13 protein-coding genes, 2 tRNA genes and 1 pseudogene are annotated in these 15,597 nt (G+C 39.0%); 6 read left to right on the forward strand and 10 right to left on the reverse strand.

The features are described 5' to 3' along the window. The first annotated feature begins 133 nt into the window (after positions 1-133). Positions 134-1,783, forward strand: a complete 1,650-nt coding sequence (glgP, locus tag AWW68_RS12035; RefSeq protein ID WP_068221359.1) for an alpha-glucan family phosphorylase — start codon at positions 134-136, stop codon at positions 1,781-1,783. 102 nt (positions 1,784-1,885) lie between these two features. Further along, a tRNA-Val gene (locus AWW68_RS12040) sits at positions 1,886-1,960 on the forward strand. 201 nt (positions 1,961-2,161) lie between these two features. Here AWW68_RS12040 and AWW68_RS12045 read toward each other — a convergent pair. The 3 genes and pseudogenes from AWW68_RS12045 to AWW68_RS12050 form a co-directional block, all read right to left on the reverse strand. Then, positions 2,162-4,579, reverse strand: a complete 2,418-nt coding sequence (locus AWW68_RS12045) for an ABC transporter permease (protein ID WP_245660233.1) — start codon at positions 4,577-4,579, stop codon at positions 2,162-2,164. Next, positions 4,580-4,759 (reverse strand): annotated as a pseudogene (locus tag AWW68_RS20485) (permease prefix domain 2-containing transporter); the annotation flags it as partial. Continuing rightward, the gene (locus tag AWW68_RS12050; RefSeq protein WP_068221361.1) at positions 4,759-5,094 is read right to left on the reverse strand and encodes a PadR family transcriptional regulator; all 336 of its coding nucleotides are present in this window, start codon (positions 5,092-5,094) and stop codon (positions 4,759-4,761) included. The pseudogene AWW68_RS20485 and the gene AWW68_RS12050, both read right to left, overlap by 1 nt. 249 nt (positions 5,095-5,343) lie before the next feature. On the opposite strand from AWW68_RS12050, the gene AWW68_RS12055 reads away from it, so the two are divergent. From AWW68_RS12055 to AWW68_RS12065, 3 genes are all read left to right on the forward strand, one after another. After that, complete coding sequence (locus AWW68_RS12055; protein WP_068221363.1) at positions 5,344-7,734, forward strand: ABC transporter permease; 2,391 nt, start codon at positions 5,344-5,346, stop codon at positions 7,732-7,734. A gap of 176 nt (positions 7,735-7,910) precedes the next feature. Beyond that, positions 7,911-7,984, forward strand: a tRNA-Pro gene (locus AWW68_RS12060). Positions 7,985-8,106: 122 nt separating this feature from the next. Next, entirely contained in the window at positions 8,107-9,213 is a 1,107-nt protein-coding gene (locus AWW68_RS12065; RefSeq protein WP_068221365.1) for an AI-2E family transporter, read from the forward strand. 5 nt (positions 9,214-9,218) lie between these two features. On the opposite strand, the gene AWW68_RS12070 is transcribed toward AWW68_RS12065, so the two are convergent. Together AWW68_RS12070 and AWW68_RS12075 are read right to left on the reverse strand one after the other, a co-directional pair. Beyond that, a complete protein-coding gene (locus tag AWW68_RS12070; protein ID WP_068221367.1) occupies positions 9,219-9,434 on the reverse strand; it encodes a hypothetical protein in 216 nt (71 codons plus the stop codon). Between the two features lie 256 nt (positions 9,435-9,690). Further along, complete coding sequence (locus AWW68_RS12075) at positions 9,691-11,910, reverse strand: M1 family metallopeptidase (protein WP_068221368.1); 2,220 nt, start codon at positions 11,908-11,910, stop codon at positions 9,691-9,693. Between the two features lie 159 nt (positions 11,911-12,069). On the opposite strand from AWW68_RS12075, the gene AWW68_RS12080 reads away from it, so the two are divergent. After that, a complete protein-coding gene (locus tag AWW68_RS12080) occupies positions 12,070-13,515 on the forward strand; it encodes a tyrosine-type recombinase/integrase (protein ID WP_068221370.1) in 1,446 nt (481 codons plus the stop codon). A 38-nt stretch (positions 13,516-13,553) separates the two neighbouring features. Here the strand turns inward: AWW68_RS12080 and AWW68_RS12085 are convergent, their stop codons facing one another. The 5 genes from AWW68_RS12085 to AWW68_RS12100 form a co-directional block, all read right to left on the reverse strand. Further along, entirely contained in the window at positions 13,554-14,363 is an 810-nt protein-coding gene (locus AWW68_RS12085; RefSeq protein WP_084375672.1) for a tyrosine-type recombinase/integrase, read from the reverse strand. Between the two features lie 100 nt (positions 14,364-14,463). Continuing rightward, positions 14,464-14,637, reverse strand: a complete 174-nt coding sequence (locus tag AWW68_RS20105) for a hypothetical protein (protein ID WP_157717627.1) — start codon at positions 14,635-14,637, stop codon at positions 14,464-14,466. A 34-nt stretch (positions 14,638-14,671) separates the two neighbouring features. Next, positions 14,672-14,959 carry a hypothetical protein gene (locus tag AWW68_RS12090; protein ID WP_157717628.1) on the reverse strand — a complete coding sequence of 96 codons (288 nt, stop codon included), beginning with the start codon at positions 14,957-14,959 and terminating at the stop codon, positions 14,672-14,674. A 64-nt stretch (positions 14,960-15,023) separates the two neighbouring features. Continuing rightward, positions 15,024-15,209, reverse strand: coding sequence for a hypothetical protein (locus AWW68_RS12095; protein WP_068221376.1), 186 nt, complete (start codon positions 15,207-15,209; stop codon positions 15,024-15,026). 44 nt (positions 15,210-15,253) lie between these two features. Then, positions 15,254-15,472, reverse strand: coding sequence for a hypothetical protein (locus AWW68_RS12100; RefSeq protein WP_157717629.1), 219 nt, complete (start codon positions 15,470-15,472; stop codon positions 15,254-15,256). Between the last annotated feature and the right edge of the window lie 125 nt (positions 15,473-15,597).

Consider the following 15,597-nt stretch of genomic DNA (forward strand, 5'->3'; position numbering starts at 1 on the left):
GAAATTTGAATAAGCTTTTTATGCTCTGTTTTTTCATGTTAAGTTCTCAATCGTTTGCATAAAAGAAATGTTCAGGCTCGGTTAAATAGCTGAACCAATCGTGTAATTTTAATATCTCAACAATTGAATCGATATGAGTTTCAAGCTTAAGCATCCGTACAAGTTTGGCAAGGGCTACGAAAAGCCTGTGGCCTATTTTTCAATGGAGTTTGCCATAGATCAACCACTGAAAATCTACTCTGGTGGTCTCGGATTTTTGGCAGGATCTCACATGAGAAGCGCTTACGATCTTAAGCAGAACGTTGTGGGTATCGGTATTCTATGGAAATACGGATACTACGATCAGGTGAGGAAGCACAATAATGAACTGGATGTACTTTGGCAAGAAAGGCATTACAATTTCTTACAGGAAATGGATTTCGATATTGAAGTTTCGGTTGATAACCATCCAGTAAAAGCAAAGGTATATTACTTGGCTCCTGAAGTATTTGGGACAGCACCTATCTTTTTACTCTCTACCGATCATCCTGAAAATGATCACCTGGCGCATACCATTACGCATAAGCTTTATGACAATAACATAGCGACAAGAATTGCACAGTATATTTTATTGGGCGTTGGTGGAGCTAAGGTTTTAGAGGCGCTGGGGCATGAAGTAGATATGTATCACTTCAATGAGGCACATGCTTTACCCGCTGCTTTTAGGCTATTGGAAAAGTTAGGAAGTGTTGAAAAAGTGAAAGAGAAGTTGGTGTTTACTACTCATACGCCTGTAAAAGCAGGTAATGAAGTTAACGATCCTAATTTTCTGCATAAACTAGGGTTCTTCAATGGGTTCAGCATTCAAGAAATTGATGAGCTAATCGGTTTAGATCAGGGCATGTTCAATCATACTTTAGCTGCTTTAAGACTGTCTAAAATTGCCAATGCTGTTTCTAAGAAACATCAGCAGGTTTCTAATGAAATGTGGGGAGAGTTTGAGAATATCTGCGACATCATACCCATTACTAATGCCCAGAACCAGGCTTATTGGACGGACAAAGAATTAGAGAAGGCGTATGATAAACGTAATGCTAAGAAGTTTGTAAAGCGTAAGAAGGAGCTCAAAAACGAGTTGTTTCAATTGGTTGCAGATCAGACAGGGAAAATTCTAGATCCGAATGCACTCACTATAGTTTGGGCAAGGAGATTTGCCGGATATAAAAGGGCTGACCTGATAGCAAGAGATGTTGCGAGGTTCGAGCGTTTATTAAATAATAAAGACTACCCAGTTCAGGTGATTTGGGCAGGGAAACCATATCCACTAGATCATTCAGCAGTAAGTACTTTTAACTGGTTGGTGCATTTTACTAGAAAGTACCACAATGCCACCATTCTTACAGGCTATGAGTTGAGCCTTTCTGCCTTAATGAAGAAAGGATCTGATGTTTGGCTGAACAACCCAAGAATTCCACTAGAAGCTTCCGGAACATCTGGTATGACGGCTGCTATGAATGGTTCTCTCAATTTTTCAACTAATGATGGTTGGATACTGGAGTTTGGTGAGCACGGGAAAAACGGTTTCGTAATTCCTGAAGCTGATACATCTGCACCAGAGGGTGAGCAAGACCAGTGGGATGCAGATCACATGATGCGTATTTTGGAAGAAGAAATTGTACCGATGTATTATGATGATCATGACCGTTGGGTTGAGGTCAATTTTCAAAGTATGGAAGATGTGAATAAGTATTTCAGGGCATCACGCATGGCCGATGAGTACTATAAAAAGCTGTATAATCATTAAGAGGAATTAAGACTTTTACTAATATTGCAAGGCAGTTGAGAGACTGCCTTTCTTATTGGTATATTAGCTCTCTCGATAGTTATCGGGAGGTTTAGAGCATAAGGGATATTAGCTCAGTTGGTTTAGAGCGCTGCCTTGACAGGGCAGAGGTCACTGGTTCGAATCCAGTATATCCCACAATCAAAAAGACCAGCCAAACGGCTGGTCTTTTTGATTGTAATGTTTTGAGATGAGAGCCAGTTGGTTCGAAAGCGGAGCTTCACGAGGTCCCCCGAGATATCATGAGCGTAGCGATATAATCCAATACACTTCTTAGACAAAAAATAGACTTTTTGCATTTCATGAATTCTTCATTCTGAACTTGTTTTAGAATCACTATTACTCACTCCTTAAGACATCCACCGGATTAGCATTGGCTGCTCCGTATGATTTGAAGAACACCGTTAAAAAGGCCAGTACAAAACTAGAGCAAATGGTCAAAATGATGGTCAAGGTTGAGATGTCTATATGATATGCAAATCCATTGAGCCAGCTATTCATAGTCCAGTAGGCAATTGGAATGGCTACTAAAACAGCTAAGCCAATTAACCAGAAAACTTGCTTATTGAAGAGCATGACGATTTGAGAAACCGAAGCGCCCATTACTTTTCTAATGCCAACTTCCTTGGTTTTCGATTGAATGGAGAACATTATTAGTCCATAAAGCCCCATGCAAGAAATCAGAATGGCTATAGAGGTGAAGATACTCATGATTTTGCCCAATCTAATTTCAGAGGTATAGAGCTTTTCAAAGCGCGAGTCCAAAAACTGAAAGTTGAAACCTTGATCAGGAATAACTTCAGTCCATAAGTCTTCAATGGCTGAAATGGTCTCCTGTATTTGGTCCGTGCGGATTTCAATTAAAACCCGAGACACATTAAAACCATTCGATGGCTCATAAGCAAAAATCATTGGTTTAACTGATTCATAGAGAGACTCCATGTGAATGTCTTTTATGATTCCCTTTATCTTGACCGGCTCAACAGTGAATTGATAAGTTTCGGCCAATGGTTCATTCACATTCTTAGGGTTCACGGATTGGATGAGCTTTGCTAATGTTTCGTTAATGATGACTTCCTCTTCGTTTATAGAGGGTTTTTCTGGGTTAAAGTTTTCTCCGCTAATGAATTCAAAATTGAGAAGCTCAGCATAATTGTGATCTATATTATGTTGGTAAATGGCTTGTCCAAATACATTTCTATCACTGCTCACCCTATGTGAACTTCCGCCAGGAGGGCTTGTTGTAACTGACGCTAAGTTTACATCGGGAATACGGCTGAGCTGATCTCTGAAAAGACCAAGGTTTTTGGAAACAGTATTTTCCACTAAGATGACCTGCTCTGGTTTATAGGTCAGCTTTTTGTTAATGATGAAATCGATTTGATCTTTCACCACCGTGGCACTAACAATCATAATTATGGCCACTGCAAACTGAAAAATAACCAAGCTTTTCCTCAGAAGAGCCCCTTTGGTTGAGTTGGCAATATTGCCTTTGATAAACTCAGAGAACCTAAATCGGGAAACTAATATGGCGGGGTAAATTCCAGCAATAGTTGAAAGTAAGATGATGGCAGAAATGACTATTCCCCAGAACCACGGGTCGACCCAATAATTAAATAGCAGTGGTCGGTTGATAGCCTGTTCGAAGGAGGGTAGGAGAGAAGCAGTAAGCAGAAGAGCAACCGCTAGTGATGAAAAGCACATTAGAGTAGACTCTGTAACAAACTGAAAAAAGAAGCTTTTTCGGCCTGCTCCAATAATTTTTCTGATTCCCGCCTCTTGACCTCTTTGCAAAGCCCTGGCCGCGGTGAGGTTAGTGTAATTAATGATAGCCAAAACCAGAATAAAAACAGCGACCATTGCAAAAACAGCAGACATCTGTTTGTCACGGGCCTCAATTATGGTGTCATCAGTGTGTTTGTCGTATTTAGCATCATGAAATGAAGACAGTTTGAAAGTGGTGGCCTTCATGGTTTTTCCGGAAACTATAGGCTTTATCGTCTTGTTGATTTTGGCTTCTAGTAATTTTGGCGAAACAGAACGGAGAACCTTGATATACGTGGCCGAACGTACGGAAAGCGGAAACCGAATATTGTCTAGGTGAGTATCTTTGAATATAAGAATATTGAATTGAATACTTGAATGAGGTTTTGGGTTCTTTACCACTCCTTTAACAAAGTATTGTTGATTGTGTCGTGTGGTGGTGTTGAGTTCCTTTCCAACAACATCGGTAGTGCCATAAAGCTTTAAAGCAAGCGACTCTGTAAGCACTGCATCTCCTACTTTGGTTAGTACCTGTTTTTCGCTCCCGTGAATAAACTCCAGAGGAAAGAACTCGAAGAAAGTTGAGTCTGTTAGAATAAACTCTTCCTGAAAGAAGCTTCTTTTCTCATCTTCCTCAATCATCACCGTCCAGTTGAGTTTACCCATTCTAGTCTGATGAGTGATCTCCGGAATCATTTCAACCAAAGTAGGCCCTAGGCCAGTGTGAACCCGGCCATTAAAGCCCTCTTGTGACCTCAGGGCGTTGTAGCTTTCAACCCGATAGATTAGCTCTTTGTCTTTCAAGTCATAATCCATTCTAACTTCATCAACAATGAACATGGCTAACATTAGGCTAGTGGCAATGCCAATGCTTAGCCCCGAAAGGTTGATGAAAGTATGAGACTTATGCTTGAGTGAACCTCTAAAAGCAGTTTTGATAAAGTGCCTTAGCATAAGCAAAAACATACTGGGGTTGGATGTGTGTTTTTTCATAAGGTAGAATCTAAACGATCGGATAACCGTCCACCAGTAAAGCCAATTGGAGTTTAGCTTGCTTTTGGTTTCACGCCAATCTTGGTAGGCTTCGAATAAGTCGCCCTCAATTTCTTCAACCCGTTCGCTAGAGCAGAACCATCTAAAAAGCTTTAGGGGAGCTTTAGGAGGTTGGTGCATCACTTGGCTAGGTTTAAGGTGGAGGCTGGAATGTTTTGCCAGAGCGATTCACGCATTTCCCTGTTCTTTTTCAAGCTCTTAATTCCATAAGAGGTAGGCTGAAAAATACGTTTACGTTTACCGCCCCGCTTTTGAGTAGGGTCACCCAAATGGGAGCTGAGAAAGCCTTTGTCTTCTAACCTGTAGAGGGCAGCATGAATAGCACTTAGATTATAAGTGCGTTGGCTATGTGTTTCAACTTCATCCTTAATAGTATTGGCATAGGCTTCTTCTCCCAATGAACAGGTAGCCAGTAACACCAATTCTTCAAACTCTCCTAAGGAGTCTCCTTTCATAACTTATATTTTATATAAATGTAAATAATATAAAGTCTGAATTCCAAATATTTTATACTTATGTAAATTAAATAAGCTTTAGGGGTGATGGTAATTAAGAACTAGAACTTCGCAAAACCGTCTTTTTAGTACCATTCATAGTCGGAATGTACTATTGGTAGAAATTTCATTATGATTTATGATTTTTTAGCAAAATAGAACAGGCGAAGTTGGTCAATACTCTTTAGTTTCATCAAAACTCAATCTATCATGTTATTCAAAATCATATTTAGAGGTCTGTGGAAGGATAAATATTCCTCTCTTTTATTCTTCTTGTTGTTAATTGTTGGTCTTTCTGGCTTTGGTGTAATTCTAACTGTAATTAATCATGAGAGAGATTACGATACTTCTTTGGCCGATCATGACAAGATCTATAGGGCCACCACTTATTTTAAGAGGGGTAATCAGGAAGTAAAGTGGGCCATTACCAATGGTCATTTGCCTATTATTTTGGAAGAAAAGCTACCAGAAGTTGAAGTGGCTACAAAGTTTCAAACTATTCAGGCAAGTCAAGTCTTCAATGTCAACGGTGTGAAATTCGATATCCCTCAGCGGCAAGGGTTTTATACTGATGCCGATTTTTTGGATGTTCTATCTTATCCTTTGGCCCAGGGAGACGCTAGTGTGGCTCTAGCAGAACCGAATAGTATTATACTTAGCGAAGAATATGCACAAAGGTTTTTCGGTAGAAAAGATGTTTTAGGAGAAACCATCATCATAGAATATCCAGGAGAGGTAGGTGAGAACAAGACTTTAAAAATTACGGGAGTTACCGAAAAGATTCCTTCTAATTCTTTTATACAATTCAATCTGCTCATTTCTGGCTCTTCTAATCCGGGCTGGGAAAATATGAGTAGCATGAGAGCTGGGTTTCCTGTCCATGTTTTCTTTAAAACTAACAACGTTTACGATGCTGCATTTCTAACAGAAAAGCTTAACGAAACTGCCAACCCTATATACGCGGCAGACTTTGGGGGTAGTTTCAATTTGGAGTTCCCTGTTCAGCAGCTTAATGATATTCACTATAATGCCGATAATCTTTTTGAGCCAGGGCAGCCGGGTAATGAGTTGTTTACTAAAGTCTTAATAGCAGTAGGTTTAGTAGTGCTTCTAATATCATCTGTTAATTTTTCTATTCTCTATATCTCCAAATCGTTTTCTAGAGCAAAAGAGTTTGGTGTACGTAAAACATTGGGCTCTTCCAACAAGGGTATAATGAAAAGAATGTTGCTGGAGTCGCTTTCTATTAGTGTGATCAGTGCTCTTGTTGCCTTGGTTTTGGCCGAAGTTATACTGAAAAGTCCTTTCATAGTAGGTGTTTATGCTAGTGATTTAAGCTTGCTCAATAACCCAATTACCATATTCATTTTGGTTTTGTCTGGCATATTGTTAGGCGTAATTTCTGGTATATATGTCTCTACGAAAGCTATACTATTCAAGACCACAGATATTTTAAAAGGTAAGTTCTCAACAGGTAAAACACCGTTTTTGGGTGGTAGAAATGCGTTGGTAGTTTTACAGTTTGTGCTTACGGCTGTTATGGCTGTTGGTAGTCTTATGTTTTTAAAACAGCTAAGCTATGTAGAAAATAAAGATTTAGGGTATGAAAAGGCCTCAACCATATCCATCACCAGACCTTCAAATATGAGCTGGAACGATTTCAATACGTTTGCAGAAAAATTAGATACTGAGCCATTGGTAGTCTCTACCGGGAAAGTACTCTATGAGTTTTTAGGTACTTACAACGCAGGAGGTCTAACTATTATCCATGAAGGTGATACACTTTCAGCCCGAGGTCAGTCAAACTATATTGATGACCGCCTAATTGAGACCATGAACATGACCATTGTGGAAGGTAGGAACTTTGATAGAAGCATACCAACAGACTCCGCAGCTCTTATTATAAATGAAGCGGCCAGGGATCAGTTAGGTTTAGATGAAGTGGTAGGTAAAAAAACGCTGGGCCAAAATGGCAGACCAATTGTCGGAGTAGTTAAAAACTTTCATTGGCAGAGTTTTATGAACGAAATAGAGCCTCTTATCATGATCTATCAACCAACATGGCCTAGAATTTTGATGGTTAGAATGGCTGAAGGAAATGAAAAAGAAGCAGTTTCTAGAATTAGGGCTCAGTGGGACCAAATTGCAGATGGTACGCCTTTCGAACCGGTTTATTTAGAGAGTTCCTTTGGCCAGCTAGTTGAGAGAGAAACTAAACTTAGTAAAGTTATTTTGGCCTATACCATTATGAGTATTCTTTTAGCCTGTATTGGTCTTATTGGTATCGTGAGACATACTAATCAGCAGAGAATGAAGGAGATTGGAATCCGAAAGGTGTATGGAGCATCAATAAATTCGGTTATTCTCTTAGTGACAAGCTATTTTGGTAAACTCGTTTCAATAGCTGTAGCCGTGGCTATTCCTATAGCAATTTGGGGTGTGGATTTATGGTTAGATTCTTTTGCCTACAGAACACAACAATCTCCAATTCAATACTTAATTGCTGTTTTCTCCTTAGTTGGGATAACTTTTTTAGTAGTTGTTTTTCAAACTTTGAAGACTGCAAAAACTAATCCTGTTAAAGTTTTAAAAGATGAATAGACTTTAGCCCTCAATTGTAGTACGATTTAGTTTTCAAACCTTGTCGGTGGACTAGGCTTCTATAAAGAGAACGGACGTCACAGCGGTTTTATCCATGTAGATGTAAGAGGAAAAAGAGCTAGGTGGTAGGTATTAGTTAAAAATCTCATCCAAAAAGGTATAATTGTACCCCTCTTCGGGATGTGGCGCAGTCCGGTAGCGTACTCGTCTGGGGGGCGAGTGGTCGCAGGTTCAAATCCTGTCATCCCGACAAAAAGCAATAGCCAGCCATCACTGGCTATTGTTTTTTGTAGTTTAGTTTCGAAAGTCCTCTGATCTATTCAAACAAAATGCCTTTTCAAAGGTCAATTATAGGTAGACCATTTTTTAACCATGAGCTTTTCTAAAGGACAAAAATCACTTTTTGTAGCGTTCGCCTTAATTGTTGGAGTATACTTTCTAATCGAGGGGTTAGTCTCCGCCAAATCTTTCTTGGCGCCTCTAACTATGGCTATGTTATTGACCATGATGTTTTCGCCACTAGCCAACAAGCTAGAAAAGTTGGGGCTGAATAGAGGTTTGTCATCACTTACTTCTATATCTATTGCTGCTTTATTCTTTGTGGGCATGTTCTTTCTACTTAGCCTTCAAGTGAGTAGTATAGCTTCCGACTGGCCAGAGATAGAAGAACAAATGAAACCTAAAGTGGGCAATGCTCAAGATTGGTTGGCAGAAAAAACTGGCATGTCTACTTTCAACGAAACCAATCTGTTCGATATCTTTTCTGATGAAGGGGCAGAGTCTTCCAAGAAAGAGGATAAGAAGGAAGAAATGCTCAAAAACTCTTCGGTTATAAAATCTGCAGGGCAAGCATTACTCAGTTTTTTTGACTTTCTCTCTTTAGCATTTCTTACACTCATATATCTGTTCTTTTTACTCTTTTATCGAAGAATGCTTAAGAAGTCCTTGCTCAAGTTTGTAGCTGAAGGTGAACAAGAGAAAGCTCAGAATATGATTGAAGAGTCGGTAAAGCTTTCTCAGGGGTACTTAGTTGGTAAGTTTTTGCTGATTCTTTTTCTCGCTATTCTGTATTCTGCCGGCCTAGCCATTTCTGGCGTAAAGCATGCCATCCTCATTAGTGTAATAGCTGCTGTGCTCACGTTTCTTCCTTATATAGGGAATATTATCGGTTTTGCTCTAGCCTTAGCTTTGGCTGCTTTTTCTGGTGGAGATTTAGGAACCTTCATAGGAGTGTTTATTACGTTTGGCGTAGCTCAAGTTGTAGAAAACTATATACTGCAGCCGTACGTGGTGGGCGATAAGGTGAGTCTTAACCCTGTGGCTATTATCATTGTAGTTGTATTAGGAGGAAGTATTTGGGGGATAATGGGGATGGTTACCTTTATTCCTCTTTTCGGTATTGTAAAAATTGCCTGTGATCATATCCCAATCCTGAAGCCAGTAGGTTTTCTACTTGGAAATGATGGAATGAAGAATTAGATAGCCTATTCTTGACTTTTCAGGTTCTTAATTACCAAGAAAATCACTCCTAAAGTAATATAGAAGCCACCGAACCAAGCGAAAGTTTCATCGAAAGCATGGCAACAGTTGGTAAAGTATTCAAAAGCAACAGTGCCCATGTAAAGCAGTGCAGTTAACAGAAAAAGGGGAATGGCCAGTTTGTGAGCTGGCTGTGCTACTAGTTGTTGTCTCTCGTCCACATTAAAAAAGTATAAAGCAGCTAACGCGAAGCCTAGTAGCTAAGGCTAATGTTTCTGACAAACGGTAGATTTTCAATTCATTTGTCAGGTCTAGTACATTCTAGTGTAATTCTGAGATCATGTATTTGCAATAAAAAAAAGAGGTTGCTTCAAATGCTACTTTTCGTCATACCCTCCTGACTTATCTGGACGGGGTCGGAAATTACAGTTAGCTCTTGAAACAGCCTCTTCTATGTTACGGTTGATGTTTCCGCTCTTAGTTCTTTTTGAACTGATCGAATCTAGAGTTTCTTGACTCTCCTTGCGGGAAAGAGTTGTTCTCAGTGTTCACATCGCCCAATTGCTTAAATGGATCGAACACTACATTGTCTACCTCTTTATCTTTTACAAAAAGCTTAGTTACTTCTGCCTCATTTCTTCTCCAGATTTCGGCAGGTATCTTTTCAATTTCCTTCGAGCCATCTTTATAGGTCCACTCCAAAGTTATTGGAGTGATTAGCCCACCATTATTTTTGAAAGTGATCTGATAAACGTTTTTGCCTGCAAACCTCTGTTTTATGGCTTCGTTATCAATTTCACCTCGGTACTCGCCTCTTACCTGATCATCATTAAGGCTCAACTCCTGCGGCTGTCCGTAAAAAGGGTTGTCTTCGTTGGTCTGGCTATTACCACCAAGGTTGCCAGCTTGCGCTTTTACTTCGCCCTCTAAAGATTTGTTTTCGCCCTTAATCTTGAACCATTTCACATCGGCTACCTCAACATCTACATTGTCTGTAGAAAAGAACCAACCTTTCCAAAACCAATCTAGATCTACAGCAGAAGCATCTTCCATCGTTCTAAAGAAATCTGCTGGTTTAGGATGTTTAAACGCCCATCTTCTAGAGTACTCTTTAAAAGCGGCATCAAAAAGCTCAGGCCCCATTACTTCTTCGCGAAGCACCACTAAAGCGGCAGATGGTTTTGAGTATGCTTCAGGCCCTAGTTGTAGAGATTGCTCAGGGTTAGTCATGATAGGTCGCATGTAATCCTTGCTTCCTTTCATGTATGGGATGATGGCTTCTGGTGTATTGGAGTTGTACGGAAGGTCTGGGTAAAAACGCTTCATGGTCATGTATTCCATAAATGAGTCTAATCCTTCATCCATCCATGCCCATTGGCGCTCATCAGAATTGATGATCATAGGGAAGTAGTTGTGTCCAACCTCGTGCACAATTACTGATACCATTCTGGTTTTTACAAAATCGTTGTAAGTACCATCAGGTCTCGGGCGACCAAAGTTGAAACAGATCATAGGGTATTCCATACCAATACTTGCAGCATGAACCGAAATGGCTACAGGATAAGGGTAGTCAATGGTCATTTCAGAATAGTTGATTAATGTATTGATCACTGCCTTTGTAGATTCTCTTTCCCAAAGGGGATTGCCTTCTTTAGGATAATAAGACATGGCTAAAGGAGTTTTTTCTCCAACTTTCACCGCTTGAGCATCCCAGATAAACTTTCTAGAAGAGGCAAAAGCAAAGTCTCTTACGTTTTCTGCATGATAGACCCAAGTAGACTTCTTACTAGATCTAGATTTTTCCTTTTTCTTAGCTTCGTCTTCCGTAACAATAAAAACTTGTTTGTCGAAAGATTCCTTAGCACGCTCATATCGCTGTAGCTCTTTAGATGTAAGCACATCTTTAGGGTTTTGAAGCTCTCCTGTAGATGCCACAATGTGGTCTGAAGGAACGGTAATTTCTACCTCAAAGTCACCGAAAGTCAAAGCAAACTCTCCAGAGCCAATGAATTGCTTGTTTTGCCATCCGTTGAAATCGTCATACACCGCCATTCTAGGGTAGAACTGAGCGATGGTATAAAGGTAATTGTCGTCTTCTTTGAAGTATTCGTAACCAGAGCGACCTCCAATTAAGCCTCTGTCATTGATGTTATACCACCAATCGATATTAAAACTAAAAGAGTCACCTGATTCCAATGGCTCAGGCAGGTTAATCTTCATCATTGTAAAGTTCACAACATAGTCTAAGTCGTTTCCTTTGGTGTCTTTAACCGCCATTAGTTTAAATCCACCATCAAAACCAGTGTCTCCCAAAGCACTTTGTGCTTGAGTAGTTCTTAAACTGGTTACGTTGTCAGGAATACCCCTTGTGCCACTGGTAAGGCTAGAAAGGTTGTCTTTTTGCCTAACGTTCTGGTCTAACTGAACCCAAAGATACCTCAATGCCGAGGGGGAATTGTTGTAATAAGTTACCACTTCAGAACCTGTGATTTTTTGGTTCTCATCGTCCAACTCAAGCTTAATCTTGTAGTCGGCTTTCTGCTGCCAATAACTTGGTCCCGGCTCTCCAGAACCTGTCCTATATTGGTTCGGGGTTGGGAGCATGTTGCCCATTTGCTCAAACTTTCCCTGCCAACCAGTCTGACTGGTAGCGGTAAATGCTAAGAGCATTAAAAAAATTGATAAAGTACTTTTCATTTCTAGTCGTTTGAAAGTGTTTTTTCAATAACAATAATAGTTAATTAATGTTATGCACTAAATACTTGAAAATTGATCGCATTTTTTGTAATTATGTGTAATATTATGTGCAAATAATATTTTATACTACGAGTAAATTCAAAATAAAATATCTAATAAATGAGTGGCAAAGTAAGCTTTTCGTTCTTTATTCATAGAGGTAAATCAGATTTTGTGAACGTAATGTACCGAGTGAGATACCTTGGGGAAAGGAAGTCTGGGTCGACAGGCGTAACGATAAAAAGATCTTCTTGGGACAGTAAGAGCAAAATAGTCAGTGCATCATCATTAGCTGATAAAAAAGTCAGGAGCAAGCTGCTTGATCTCAGGGACTATGTTGTTTTTGAACTTAAAGATTCAATAGTAGAACAAGAAGGTTTTCAACCTTCAGCGCTCATGTTTTTTGATGCTATTGAAAAAAAGCTGTCAATAAAAAGTAGCCAAGAAAAAACAAATATCCCTTTACTAACGGACTTAATTCACGACCTGTTAAGTCTGAAGAAAAGAAGTAAGAATACCGAGAAAGTCATAAGGTACTCAATAAAATCAGTAGAAGAGTATGAGGGGCTAATAGGCAAGAAGTTGAGCGCTTTTGACTTTGATTATGACCATGCATTTGCAATCTGTAAAAACGAGGTAGAAAAGAGAAGCCTTGAGACTGCCAAGATTAGGATAACTTATGTCATCAATGCGATAAATGAGGCTAAGAAAATTATTAACAGAAAGAAAGTAGAAAAGAGGAGCCTTGTTGATTCAAAGATACTTGAGATTCCTGATGTGAGAAAGGCTGATTTACTAAGGGGATACAGGGTTCCAGATAGAGCAGAAAAAGAAAGAGTGTATCTTTCGGTTGAAGAAACAATAGAGCTTTATGAGGCGGCTAAACAGCTTCCAAATAGGTACAGGTTTTACATCAACCTATATGTTGCTCTATACTTTACAGGAATGAGAGTTTCTGAGATATTAGATAGAAAGTATTCAGATATAGTTACAAGAACTGCTAGTGTTGATGGAGAACTAAAGCAGGTGAAAGGGATTTTAAACGAGAGTCAGAAGGGGAAAAAACAAGACTTGTTTACCCCGTGCTCTGAAATATTGTTAGAAATCATATCTGAGCGCCCTAGTAAGGTTTTAGACCCTACAAAAGAGCCATTGATTTATAACTTTAGCGGAAAATCTTCATTCACTAATCAAAGCCTTAAAAGATCTCTTGACCGTTTGAATAATATGAATAAGAGCCTTGGGCTAGACGAGAGGATAAAAGTTGTCAAATATCCAGATGGATCGGAGAGGGTAGAGACTTACGAGAAGAAATATAACCTCCTTACATGGCATACTGCTAGGCACGGGTTTGGCGCTTTTATGCTTCAAAGCGGTATGCCGATAGAGGTTGTCTCTGAAATATTGGGTCATTCTAGCATAAGTATTACTGAGGGGTGGTATAAGCATGTGAATCTTACTAAGAGTGTACACCAATCAAACAGCTTCTTTAATTCGGCAATTAACGATTTTTACCAAAAAAGAAGGGAGGACACTACCCCTCCCAAGATGCAAACAGCGGTTTAGGCCATTCACAAACAAAACGTTACAAAACTAGATTAAATTCAAGAAGCTGCCAAAACCCTGACGGCTTCTTTTTTTGTGTCAATGTCAAGCTTAGTGTAAATCTGTGTGGTTTCTAGCTTCTCGTGGCCAAGTAGTTCTTTAATAGTGATTAGGTCTGTTTTGGCTAGATATAGATGTGTAGCAAATGAGTGCCTTAATTGGTGAGGGCTGCAATGAAAGTACTTATTGACAATGCTATAGATGCTGCTCGCAGTGTATTTTTCTCCTTTTTGTCCATTAAACAGGTAGGTTTTTGGCTGAAATTCTTTTACATACGCACTTAAGCTTTCGGAAATAATGTCACAAGGCACACTTCTTTCTTTACCTCCCTTACCAAATATTGTGATAGTCTTGTCTGCGTTGAACCAAGTAAACTTCACATTTATAACTTCGCTTCGTCTAAGTCCGCAGTAGTAAAGAAGCTGGCAGATTGCCAAGTGTTTTTTGTTTTTGATTTGACTGAACCCAGACTTGATTTGCTCTTTGCTAATAGGTTTAGGTAGGGTTTTAGTCTTCCTTGGCCTAAACTTATCGTAATTTCTTTTCTTCTGTTTAAAGGCTAACTTTTGCCAGAGATTAAATGAATTTATGTAGACATTCTGAGTACTCCAAGAAACACCATCTAGATACCTCTTGTAAAGAAATGCTTCAACCTGGTTGTAGGTTATCTTGGCAGGTGGCGTGCCTTGACAAAAAATAAAAAGATCTTCTAAACTCTTAGAGTATGCTTTTATGGTTGTCTCTCCGTACCTTAAAACACGCATTTTCTGTATAAATGCATGTGTGGAAGATTTTAGCTTTTGACTCATTCTATTGTGCCGTCTATTAGATAGTTAGGTAGGGGTTAATGATATATGGGAGTTATGTTCCATTAAAACGAGAACATAACATTGTATATAAAACATAAAATTATTCGCATTCACACCTCTTTTTACAACCTTTCCAATAATAAACACCACAATTTTTACAAGTTGTGTCCATATCTTTCATATACTTTTTGAACCTTTCAATACTTCTTTTGCCAAAGTGTTTCATTTCAGAAAGTAAAAATTGTTCTCTGTCTTTTGTTATTATATCTTCCATAATTTTACGATTTTATATACAAGTGCCGTTGCACTCAATGACCCCTAGAGGGTCGTGTGCCTTCATGTTTGCATTCGTCTTTATTACATTTACAAGTATCAGATACTTTAGTATTTAAAAATTCTTCATCACTTAACTCGTAGCAGCAAACCTTCTCGTCACACTTCATTGAGTGCAACGCTTTGGGCTTTGCTTCAAGGCAATTGATTTCCTTCTCATGCCAATCAACAACCACCTGAGTAGGTGCGAAAATCTGAATAGAAGGATGTTCTCGAATGACATCTAAGAAGTCAATCAATATTTGCTTCATATCTTTTTCCATCTTCATCTTTTTACGGGGTCACAGAGTACAACATGGCTTATGCTCAATGCCTTGAACCAAATGCTCAGATTCCAACTTTACTTAAAATTTTATTGCTCCATCCGCCACGATCTACGATTTCCCTATGAAGAGCTTGGATATAGTAGCCGAATGAATCACAGCTATATTTACCCCAATCATTCATACAATTCTCATACTCATTTAATAGCTCTTCTTTAGTGCTATTTTTGATGTCTAACAGTTTTTCCATATCATAAAATTTTAATCGTTGTCACTGAGCATACGCCCAAAGCGTTATGCACCATTTAGCACATACTCAAATTCACTGCTCTCGTGAAATTTATCCAGCAAGCAATCATTTAAGCAGAAATCGTCTGTATCCACCCATTTCCAACCTATACCAGTTTTCTTTATTACATCTCTTTGCTTGCTCCCAAACAAGGTTTTATAAGTAACTCTAATTAAGGGGTATTCATTACCCAATTTTACTTTTCTAAGTTTTAGTATTTTCATTTCAATCATTTAAAAAACGGTGCATAACAAAGTGTATATGCCATGCAGCGAAAGTTAGTGCCGTTATTCAATTGTTAGTGGTTTGCACGGCACATACACAAACCGTTAGGATTAATGCCCTTCGA

It is taken from the genome of Roseivirga spongicola, assembly GCF_001592965.1.
GTDB lineage: Bacteria > Bacteroidota > Bacteroidia > Cytophagales > Cyclobacteriaceae > Roseivirga > Roseivirga spongicola.